Origin of the sequence: Mycetocola sp. JXN-3 (genome assembly GCF_014522285.1) — a bacterium.
GTDB classification, from domain to species: domain Bacteria; phylum Actinomycetota; class Actinomycetes; order Actinomycetales; family Microbacteriaceae; genus Mycetocola; species Mycetocola saprophilus.
Window position 1 is genome coordinate 1,115,250 of record NZ_CP041635.1, and the last position, 10,023, is coordinate 1,125,272.

A 10,023-nucleotide genomic window follows, 5' to 3' on the forward strand; every position below is an offset into this window, starting at 1 on the left:
ATTATCCGGGCAAACGGCCTAAACTGAACCCATGAGCGACGTGAACCTGAGTATCTCCGACCCGAACGGTACGCCGGACGGCGGCGGCACCGCCCTGCTTGACCGCGAGCTGGAAAAGCTCCTCAACGAGGAGGCCATCGAGCCCGGCGATCACGAACGCTTCTCGCACTACGTGAAGAAGGAAAAGATCCTAGAGTCCGCGATGACCGGTAAGCCGGTGCGCGCGCTCTGTGGCAAGAAGTGGACCCCGGGTCGCGACCCGGAAAAGTTCCCGGTCTGCCCGGCCTGCAAGGAAGTGTACGCGCGTCTGCGCGATAGCTAAACCCACCCACTAACGCCCCGCTGCCCGGCGGATTCTCGCGGTTGTTGCCCCACCCCACACGGTGGGGGTCGCAACGGCCGCGCGGACCGGACCTCGCAGGCGGGGCGTTTTGTGTGTGCCCCGAGGGGGTAAGCCCGGGCGACGAGTGGGTGAACAGTGGGTGTTTTGCGGCCACGGGGCTTGTCAACCATCGCGGGTGCTGCTTACCGTAAGCAGGTGTTCTACCCGCGTAGATTTTGCGCAGACTCTACGCGGGTAGACCCTTCTCCCCACTCACAGCCGCGGCATCAGACCGCGTGAAAGGAAACCCCCGTGGAACCCACCCAGTCCGCCCCCGTTCTCGTAACGGAAGATGCGCTTTCCACCCCCGAGGGAAAAAAGAGCTTTCGGACGGCAACGCTCTCCTCGTGGCTTGGCACCACGATGGAGTACGTCGACTTCGCGCTGTACGGCCTCGCCACCGCACTCGTGTTCAACACCCTGTTTTTCCCCGAGTCCTCGCCCACGATCGCGCTGCTGGCGAGCTTCTCCACCTACGCGGTCGGCTTCTTTGCCCGTCCGGTGGGTGCCTGGTTCTTCGGCCGGATCGGCGACCGGCACGGCCGCAAAACGGTCATGGTCATCACCATCGCGCTGATGGGAGGGGCCACCACCCTGATCGGACTGCTCCCGACCTATGACCAGGTGGGCGCGCTCGCCCCGATCCTGCTGCTGATCCTGCGGGTGCTGCAGGGCTTCGGGGCCGGCGCAGAGCTCTCCGGCGCCGCGATCGTGCTGACCGAGTTTGCCCCGGTCAAGCGCCGCGGTCTGGTGGCCTCGATCGTCGCCCTCGGGTCTAACAGCGGGACGCTGCTCGCCTCGACCGCCTGGCTGCTGGTGGTTCAGCTGCCCAAGGAGGACCTCACCACCTGGGGGTGGCGGATCCCATTCCTGGCCAGCATCCTAATCGCCGGCTTCGCCCTGGTCCTGCGTCGCACCATGAAGGAGACCCCGGTCTTCGCCAAGCAGCGCGAGCAGATCGCCGCCCGCACCGAGGCCATTCGCGCGGTGGACACCCGCTCGTTCTGGCGTCGCAACCGCGCGTTCTTTGTGATGCTGGGACTGCGCATCGGCGAGAACGGTCCCTCCTATATGGCCCAGGGGTTCCTGATCGGCTACGTGGCCACCGTGCTGATGGTGGATAAGTCGGTGCCCACCGCCGCGGTGCTGATCGCCTCGCTGATCGGCTTTGCGGTGATCCCGTTTGCCGGCTGGCTCTCCGACCGTTTCGGACGTCGGATCACCTACCGGTGGTTCTGCATCCTGCTGGTGGCCTACGCGTTCCCCGCATTTGCGCTGATCCAGTCCCGCAACACCGCCGTGGTGATGGCGATCATTATCGTGGGGATGAGCATCGCCTCGCTGGGGATCTTCGGCGTGCAGGCCGCCTACGGCGTGGAGCTGTTTGGCGCCCGCAACCGCTTCACCAAGATGGCGCTGGCCAAGGAGATCGGATCGATCCTCTCCGGCGGCACTGCACCCGCCGTGGCGGCCGGCTTGCTGGCCGCGTTTGGTGCCTGGTGGCCGCTAGCATTGTACTGGGTGGTCATGGCGGCGATCGGGCTGTTCACCACCTTCAAGGCCCCGGAAACCCGGGGTCGAGATCTCAACCTGATTCACGATGCCACCGATGATGCCGAGGCTCGGATGGGAACCGTGTGAGTAGGGAAAAAGTAACCCGCACCGACGTGGCCCGGGTGGCCGGAACCTCGGTCGCTGTGGTCAGCTACGTGGTCAATAATGGTCCGCGCCCGGTCGCCGAGGCGACCCGGGCGCGGGTTCTGGCGGCGATCGAATCCACCGGGTATCGTCCGGACGGGATCGCCCGGGCCCTGGCCTCGGGATCTACCCGCACCTTCGGGCTCATCGTGCCTAACATTGCCAACCCATTTGTGGCCGCCCTCGCGCATGCGATCGAGGGGGCCGCCTACCGGCGCGGCTTCACCCTGCTGCTCGGCGACTCCGCGGATGATCCGGCCCGCGAGGCCGATCTGGTGGGTACCTTCCTCCAGCACCGCATCGACGGACTGCTGTTTTACGGGGTGGACCGGGATCATCCATGGCTCGACCAGGCCGTGGGGAAGGTCCCGGTGGTGGTCCTGGACGAGCCGCCCGCGGGTCCCGGGATCATCGGCGTGCGGGTGGATGAGCGGGCGGCCTCGGCCACGGCCACCCGGCACCTGATCGAGCACGGTCGGGACGCGGTGGCGATCATCACCGGGCCGCTGGCGCAGCAAAATGCCCGCGACCGACGCGACGGCTGGCTGGACGCCCTCGGCGACGCGGCGCGCGCCGATCTTCAGATCGAGGGCACCTACACCCGGGGCGGCGGATACCTCGCCGGGCGGGCGCTGCTGGAGCGCGACACCCGTCCCGATGCGGTGTTCGCCTCCAACGAGCAGCAGGCCCTGGGCCTACTGGCGGCGGCGGCGGAGCTTGAGGTGCGGGTCCCCGAGGACCTGGCGGTGATCTGCTTCAACGGCACCACCAACGCCGAGTATTCGATTCCGGCCCTGTCCACCATCGAGCAGCCGATCGAGGAAATCGCGGCCCTGGCCATCGACCTGTTGACCCGGAGCGACCGGGCCGAGTATCCGGTGACCGTCTGCGATGTCGAGCTTGTCCGCCGACGCTCCTGCGGGTGCGAGTATCGGCGCACCCCGTCGGCCCGGGCGCTGCTCGGGGCGGCGGGCTCGGCAGGCTCGGCGGGGGAGCATCGGGTAGCGGAGCAACCGGCGGCGGAACGGCCGACAACGGAGCAAGTGACGGTGGGAAGAACCGCGGCCGAACGGCCCGGGTCCCGGACGGGGACTTCCGCGTGAGGATCGTGATCGACTGCGATCCCGGCAACGGGGTGCCCGGGGCCAACGTGGATGACGGGCTGGCCCTGGCGCTCGCCGTGGCCGCCCATCCCGAGCTGACCCTCGAGGCGATTACCACGGTCTCTGGCAACACCTCGAGCGCGCTGGGTTTTGCCTCGGCGCAAACCCTGATCGAGAACCTGGGAACCGAGGTGCCGATCTATCTGGGGGCCGAACGCGCGCTGGTGGAACCGCCCGAGCGCTGGCGCACCCACCTGGATCGGGAGGATGCCGACGCGACGGTGGCGGGAACCTGGGGATCCACCCCGCGTCCCCGTGCCGCCCACGACGTGCCGAGGACGCCCGCGGCCCAGGTGCTCGGCGAGCTGGTCCGGGCCCATCCCGGAGCCATCACGATCGTGGCGATCGGTCCGCTCACCAACCTGGCGTTGGCCACTCGACTCTTCCCGGACTTCGCCCGGAACGTGGCGCGCATCATCATCATGGGTGGCGTGTTCGAGGTGGACGGCTATCCGGTGGATACCAACTTCGGGGTGGACCCGGATGCGGCGGCGATTGTGCTCTCCAGCGGTGCCCAAATCACCCTGGTCCCGATGGACGCCACCACCACGACGCTGATGACCCACCCGGACCTGGATCGGATCGAGCAGCTGGATACTCGGCTCACCCGCGCGCTGGTCCCCACCCTGCGACCCTGGATCACCTATTCGGCCCGGACCCGGGGCATCGGGGGCATGTGGATTCACGACGTGGTCACCGTGGCGCTGCTGCTGGATCCGGGCATCGTGGAAACCCGAAACCTGGCGATAAGCGTGGACCTGCTGCCGGGAACGACCCGCGGTCGCACGGTGCGCTGGGCCCCGGATGCGCTGCCCGCACTGGGGGCCGCGCCCGCACCGATCGAGGTGGTGACGGGCATCGATAATGCGCGCCTACTCGACCTGCTGACCGACACCCTCGCCGCCCACGGCTAACGGGAGAGGGGCCCGCCAGCCGGCGAACCCCTCTCCTTTTATTCGCGTTCGCGACTAGTTACCGATGAAAACCGTGGGGATCGCCGCGTCGCCGCGTCCCAGGCGGAAGGCTCCGGCCGGCAGCTCGCTCACCGCGGTGGCACGGTGCTCGCGGGCCAGCGCGGTTCCGGCGGCGCCGAGGTAGCGCTCCTCGATCACGCCGTCCACGATCAGCGGCACGTTCAGTGCGCGCTCGGCGGCGTCCGCCTCGGGGGCGGTGTCGCCGATGTAGATGCGCTCCTGGTTGGCGCGGCCCGAGGCCGAGAGGCGACGCATCGGGGTCTTCTTGCCGCCGATCGAGGCCTTGCCCTCGGAGTTTTTGGCCAGCGGAATCCAGGATCCATCCTCGCCGCGACGGGCCACCAGCTTATAAACCATGCTCGCGGCGGGGGAGCCCGACCCGGTGACCACCGAGGTGCCCACGCCGTAGGAGTCCACGGGGGAGGCGGCGAGGGTCGCGATCGCGTGCTCGTCCAGGTCGTTGGTCACGGTGATCTTGGTGCCGGTGGCGCCCAGGGAGTCGAGCTGGGCCCGCACCTCGGTGACCAGGGTGGGCAGATCGCCCGAGTCCAGACGGATCGCGCCGAGCTCGGGTCCGGCCACCCGAATGGCCGTTTCCACACCCTGGTGTACATCGTAGGTGTCCACCAGCAGCGTGGTCTTGGTCCCGAGCTTGTCGATCTGCGCCCGGAAGGCCTCCTCCTCGCTCGCGTGCAGCAGCGTGAAGGCGTGGGCGGCGGTGCCCATCGTGGGGATCCCCCAGCGGCGTCCGGCCTCGAGGTTGCTGGTCGCGCCGAAGCCGGCGATATAGGCGGCGCGGGCGGCGGCCACGGCGGCCTCCTCGTTGGCCCGGCGCGAACCCATCTCCGAGAGCGGGCGGCCGATCGCCGCGGTGACCATGCGGGTGGCGGCGTTGGCCACCGCGCTGTCATAGTTCAGGACGCTGAGCGCCAGGGTCTCCAGGATGACACCCTCGGCGAAGCTGGCCTCGACGGTCAGGATGGGGGAGTTGGGGAAGTAGACCTCGCCCTCCTGATAGCCCCAGATGTTGCCGCGGAAGCGGTAGTTGGCGAGCCAGTCGAGGGTCTCGGTGCCGACCACGTTGTTGTCGCTGAGCCACTGCAGCTCGGACTCCCCGAAGCGGAAGTCGCGGATCAGTTCGAGCAGGCGGCCGGTGCCGGCCACGACGCCGTAGCGACGCGCGCCGGGGAGGCGGCGGGCGAAAACCTCGAAGAGACAGTGCTCGGTGGCGGTACCGCGGGCGAACGCGGCATCGATCATCGTGAGCTCGTAGCGGTCGGTGTGAAGTGCGGTTGAAGTGTTCACAACATCAGCCTAGCCAGTTCGTGAACCTTTCCGCATCCGAGGTGCACGAATACGCGCCCGGGTCCGAGTCGAAAGCTCGAATCGATGCAGAGGATTGGACAAATCCGCACCATCCGACAGGTGCCCCATACTGGGGGCGTCATCACCGAAACGGAATGGCTAACACACGGTTAGCATGCAATTACTCGCACCGTGAGCATCGCAGTTCCCGGGCAAGTTCCGGGGGCGATTGTTGGTCGAAAGACCACGTCGGGATCGCGTCATAAACGCGATCTCCCAACTACAAGGAGCAGTTATGTCCGAAACCACAGCACCCCTCACCCTGAGCATCACCCCCGGCAAGGCCCTCGCGCTGCGCTGGGCGGGGTTCATCGCCCTGCTGGCCGCCGCCGTCATGATCATCGCCGGAGGAACCGTCTGGGGTGTGGTGACCAGCCAGCTGCATGCCGAGAAGATCACCGTGAGCGAGGATGCGGCATTCCTCGGCGGCGCCGACGTGGCCGGCCCCTTCTCCGCGTTTACTCAGGCCGACATCATCAGCACCCACGCCAAGAACATGACCGACGGTAAGACCTACGCCGAGCTGGACAAGGACGACCCGCTGCGGGCCACCGTCATGAACGCCTCGTTCCTGCGCACCTCGCTGTTCACCTCGGTGGTGTCCTACGGGGTCTCGGCATTCGTGATCGGGGTCGGCATTCTCTTTGGCATCATCGGCTGGGTCATCCTGACCATCACACCGCGTCGTCGCGCGGCGGTGGCCACGGTGCCCGTTACCCCCGCGGAGTAGTTCCCCGGCAGTTACCGCACCCCGGCTCACGAGGCCGCCGGGTGTTGGTTCGGGGTGTCCCGATGACGTCCCCGCCTCCCGCGCACCAGCCCGGGAGACGGGGACGTTTCTGCGTGCTCTCACACCCCGGCCCCGTGTTTTTCGGTCCGACAACCGGCACCGGAACGGGGGCGTTTCTGCTCCCCGCGCCGACCCGGTGCGCGAGGGTGACGGGGGCTCGGTAGTAGGGTTGGGGGTGTGAATGATGCACCAATTGGGATCTTTGACTCCGGCGTTGGGGGACTCACCGTCGCCCGCGCTATTCAGGATCAGCTGCCGCGGGAACAGATCCTCTACGTCGGGGATACCGCCCACTCTCCCTACGGCCCCAAGTCCATCGCGGATGTGCGTCGCTACTCGCTTGAGGTGATGGACGACCTGGTGGCCAAGGGTGTCAAGATGCTGGTGATCGCCTGCAACACCGCCTCCTCGGCGGTCCTGCGGGATGCGCGTGAGCGCTACTCGGTCCCGGTCATCGAGGTCATCCAACCCGCCGTGCGCAGCGCCGTGCGGGTCACCCGCACCAACCGTGTGGGCGTGATCGGCACCGCCGGGACCATCCGCTCCCGCGCCTATCAGGACGCGTTTGCCGCGGCCCCCGAGCTCGAGCTGTTCACCCAGGCGTGCCCGAAGTTTGTGGAGTTTGTCGAAAACGGCATCACGACCGGACCCGAGGTGCTGGCGGTCGCCGAGGAGTATCTGGGACCGCTGCGTGAGGCGGGCGTGGACACCCTGGTGCTCGGCTGCACCCACTACCCCTTCCTCAAGGGCGCGATCAGCTACGTGATGGGTCCGGATGTGACCCTGGTCTCCAGCGACTCGGAAACCGCCAACGACGTCTACCGCCAGCTGGTGTCGATGGGGCAGGAGCGCACCGCGATCACCCCGCCCCAGCACCACTACGAGGCCACCGGCCAGAGCGAGAGCGAGTTCCTGGAACTTGCCACCCGCCTGGTGGGACGCGAGATCTCGCACGTGGACCTCGTGCAGACCGGCGTCATCGACCTCGGCGATCTGCGTACCCTGCAGCGCGAAACCACCACCCAGAACCCCGCCGCGAGCTAGGCTCGCCCCAACCCGAAGGAGCTCCGCGTGAGCAACACGACCCGTGCCGATGGCCGGACCCCCGATCAGCTGCGTACCATCACCATCGAGCCCGGCTGGAGCGCCCAGGCCGAGGGGTCGGCACTGATCAGCTACGGCAACACCAAGGTGCTGTGCACCGCCTCCTTCACCCCGGGTGTGCCGCGCTGGCTCACCGGGAAGGGCAAGGGCTGGGTCACCGCCGAGTACGCGATGCTGCCCCGGGCCACCAACTCCCGCAACGACCGCGAGGCCGTCAAGGGCAAGATTGGTGGACGCACCCACGAGATTTCCCGTCTGATCGGTCGCAGCCTGCGCGCGGTGATCAACACCAAGGCGCTGGGCGAGAACACCATCGTGATCGACTGTGACGTGCTGCAGGCCGACGGTGGTACCCGCACCGCCGCGATCACCGGCGCCTATGTGGCGCTGGCCCAGGCGATCGAGTGGGCGCGTGAGCGCAAGCACATCGGTCCCAAGGCTCAGCCGCTCACCGACTCGGTGGCCGCGGTCTCGGTGGGCATCATCGACGGCGTGCCGATGCTGGATCTGGCCTACGTCGAGGACGTCCGCGCCGAGACCGACATGAACGTGGTGCTGACCGGCGATGGCCGCTTCGTCGAGGTGCAGGGCACCGCCGAGGGCGCGCCGTTTGACCGCGACGAGCTGAACAAGCTGCTGGATCTGGCCGTGGCCTCCTCCGCCGAGCTCAAGGAGCTGCAGTTCGCCGCCCTCGAGGGTGGCGCGCGATGAGCATCGAGGTGGTCCTGGCGACCCACAACCAGCACAAGGTGGAGGAGTTCCAGAAGATCCTCGGCGGCGCGCTGCCGGGACTGAACATCGTCGCCTATGACGGACCCGACCCGGTGGAGGACGGCACCAGCTTTGCCGAGAACGCGCTGATCAAGGCCCGCGTGGCCGCCGCGCACACCGGCAAGATCGCGCTCGCCGATGACAGCGGCATCGCGGTGGACCTGCTGGGCGGTGCCCCGGGCATCTTCTCGGCACGCTGGGCGGGTCCGGGCAAGAACGATCGGGCGAACCTCGAACTGCTGCTCGCACAGCTCTCCGATATCGCCCCCGAGCACCGCGGCGCGCAGTTTGTCTGCAACATCGCGATCGTGAACCCCGGCGTGGATGGCTCGGAGCCCAGCGAGGACGTGGTGGTGGGCATCTGGACCGGTGCCCTCGCCCGCGAGCCCCAGGGCGAAAACGGCTTCGGCTATGACCCGGTGTTCCTGCCCGCCGAGTTCGAGGTGTCCGCCGCCGAGCTGACCCCCGAGCAGAAGAACCAGGCGAGCCACCGGGCCCGCGCGTTCGAGCGCGCGATTCCGGTGCTGAACGGCCTGATCGGGGCCTAGAAACTCCCGGTCAGCCGGATATTGATAACTGCTATCATTCCTATCTACGGTGTCGGCCTAGCCCTTTCGGAACGGGCTTTGTAGCGTGGAAGCATGGCACACGATCACGCACCCACAACCACGTCCAAAAAACGACTCCTGATTGTCATCGGCATCGTTTCGACGGTGTTTGTGGCCGAGGTCATCGGTGGCCTGCTCACCGGCTCGCTGGCCCTGCTGGCCGACGCCGGGCACATGCTCAGCGACCTGATCGGCCTGATCGTGGCCCTCACCGCGATGACCCTCGCGGCCCGCCCCGCCTCCGCCCGTGCGACCTACGGATATCGCCGGACGGAGGTGTTTGGCGCGCTCATCAACGGTCTGATTCTCTGCGGCGTCTCGATCAGCATCGCCCTCGAGGCGATTCAGCGGCTAACATCCCCCACCGAGGCGGAGATTCTGCCGGTGCCGATGCTCCTGGTGGCCATCGTGGGACTCGCCGCCAACATCGTGTCGATGCTGATCCTGCGGGCCGGGGCGAAGTCCTCGATCAACCTGCGTGGCGCCTACCTCGAGGTCTTTGGCGACATGCTGGGATCGGTGGCGGTGATCGTGGCCGCGATCATCATCATGCTCACCGGCTGGGCCCCCGCCGACGCGATCGTGTCGCTGGCGATTGCCGCGTTCATCCTGCCGCGCGCCTACCTGCTGCTGCGCGATGTGTGGCGTGTGCTCAACGAGTCCACCCCGGTGGACACCTCGGTTGAGGACGTGCGTGCCCACATCGCCCGGGCGGACGGGGTACGCGAGGTTCACGATGTGCACCTGTGGTCGATCACCTCGGGGGAGCACGTCTTCACCGCCCACGTGGTGGCCGAGGACGAGGTCTTCGAACGCGGGGAGGTGGGGGCACTGCTGGACAGGCTCTCCGACTGCCTGCACGACCACTTCGACGTGGAGCACTCGACCTTCCAGATCGAACCACCCAAGCACGCCGAGCACGAGCGTGAGGTGCACGTCTAGGGGAACTGATGGGAACGGGGCTTGCCCGCGAGCGATCGTGGGTAGGCCCCGGTTTTTAACGGGCGACCGATCGCGGACAGGCCTCATTCCGTGGGGCGACCCGTTCCGGGTAGGCCCCGGTTTCTGCGTCTGGCCACCCACCGAACGGGGTGTGAATTTTCCCGTGCGGGCGCGCGATCGGGCGTGCCACACCCGATACACTGAGGGGGAGCGCCGGGTTCCTGTG

Annotated in this window: 10 protein-coding genes; 9 read left to right on the forward strand and 1 reads right to left on the reverse strand. The window is 67.6% G+C overall.

Going from position 1 to position 10,023, the window contains the following annotated elements:
- The first annotated feature begins 31 nt into the window (after positions 1-31).
- The 4 genes from C7C57_RS05125 (at position 32) to C7C57_RS05140 (ending at position 4,157) form a co-directional block, all read left to right on the forward strand.
- Entirely contained in the window at positions 32-322 is a 291-nt protein-coding gene (locus C7C57_RS05125) for a DUF3039 domain-containing protein (protein ID WP_043321534.1), read from the forward strand.
- Between the two features lie 312 nt (positions 323-634).
- Positions 635-2,023 carry an MFS transporter gene (locus C7C57_RS05130; protein ID WP_255505780.1) on the forward strand — a complete coding sequence of 463 codons (1,389 nt, stop codon included), beginning with the start codon at positions 635-637 and terminating at the stop codon, positions 2,021-2,023.
- Positions 2,020-3,183: a LacI family DNA-binding transcriptional regulator gene (locus tag C7C57_RS05135; RefSeq protein ID WP_187977830.1), complete on the forward strand. Its 1,164-nt coding sequence runs from the start codon at positions 2,020-2,022 to the stop codon at positions 3,181-3,183. Before C7C57_RS05130 ends, C7C57_RS05135 begins: the two co-directional genes overlap by 4 nt.
- Positions 3,180-4,157 (forward strand): nucleoside hydrolase, encoded by a 978-nt coding sequence (locus C7C57_RS05140; protein ID WP_187977831.1) that lies wholly within the window; start codon positions 3,180-3,182, stop codon positions 4,155-4,157. The genes C7C57_RS05135 and C7C57_RS05140 overlap by 4 nt, the downstream gene beginning before the upstream one ends.
- Positions 4,158-4,211: 54 nt before the next feature.
- On the opposite strand, the gene C7C57_RS05145 is transcribed toward C7C57_RS05140, so the two are convergent.
- A complete protein-coding gene (locus C7C57_RS05145; RefSeq protein ID WP_187977832.1) occupies positions 4,212-5,522 on the reverse strand; it encodes a nicotinate phosphoribosyltransferase in 1,311 nt (436 codons plus the stop codon).
- Between the two features lie 295 nt (positions 5,523-5,817).
- On the opposite strand from C7C57_RS05145, the gene C7C57_RS05150 reads away from it, so the two are divergent.
- The 5 genes from C7C57_RS05150 (at position 5,818) to C7C57_RS05170 (ending at position 9,797) form a co-directional block, all read left to right on the forward strand.
- Positions 5,818-6,312, forward strand: coding sequence for an aromatic ring-opening dioxygenase LigA (locus tag C7C57_RS05150; RefSeq protein ID WP_187977833.1), 495 nt, complete (start codon positions 5,818-5,820; stop codon positions 6,310-6,312).
- A 237-nt stretch (positions 6,313-6,549) separates the two neighbouring features.
- Entirely contained in the window at positions 6,550-7,416 is an 867-nt protein-coding gene (gene murI, locus C7C57_RS05155) for a glutamate racemase (protein ID WP_121686991.1), read from the forward strand.
- Between the two features lie 27 nt (positions 7,417-7,443).
- On the forward strand, positions 7,444-8,187 hold the full coding sequence (rph, locus tag C7C57_RS05160; protein ID WP_030148573.1) for a ribonuclease PH: 744 nt from the start codon (positions 7,444-7,446) through the stop codon (positions 8,185-8,187).
- The gene (gene rdgB / locus C7C57_RS05165) at positions 8,184-8,795 is read left to right on the forward strand and encodes an RdgB/HAM1 family non-canonical purine NTP pyrophosphatase (RefSeq protein ID WP_030148574.1); all 612 of its coding nucleotides are present in this window, start codon (positions 8,184-8,186) and stop codon (positions 8,793-8,795) included. Before rph ends, rdgB begins: the two co-directional genes overlap by 4 nt.
- A gap of 93 nt (positions 8,796-8,888) precedes the next feature.
- The gene (locus C7C57_RS05170) at positions 8,889-9,797 is read left to right on the forward strand and encodes a cation diffusion facilitator family transporter (protein ID WP_187977834.1); all 909 of its coding nucleotides are present in this window, start codon (positions 8,889-8,891) and stop codon (positions 9,795-9,797) included.
- The last annotated feature ends 226 nt before the right edge of the window (positions 9,798-10,023 follow it).

Bases quoted from the DNA above. Each gene is read 5' to 3' on its own strand.
- C7C57_RS05170 (WP_187977834.1), top strand. From the start codon at position 8,889: ATGGCACACGATCACGCACCCACAACCACGTCCAAAAAACGACTCCTG.
- rdgB (WP_030148574.1), top strand. From the start codon at position 8,184: ATGAGCATCGAGGTGGTCCTGGCGACCCACAACCAGCACAAGGTGGAG.
- C7C57_RS05150 (WP_187977833.1), top strand. From the start codon at position 5,818: ATGTCCGAAACCACAGCACCCCTCACCCTGAGCATCACCCCCGGCAAG.
- C7C57_RS05125 (WP_043321534.1), top strand. From the start codon at position 32: ATGAGCGACGTGAACCTGAGTATCTCCGACCCGAACGGTACGCCGGAC.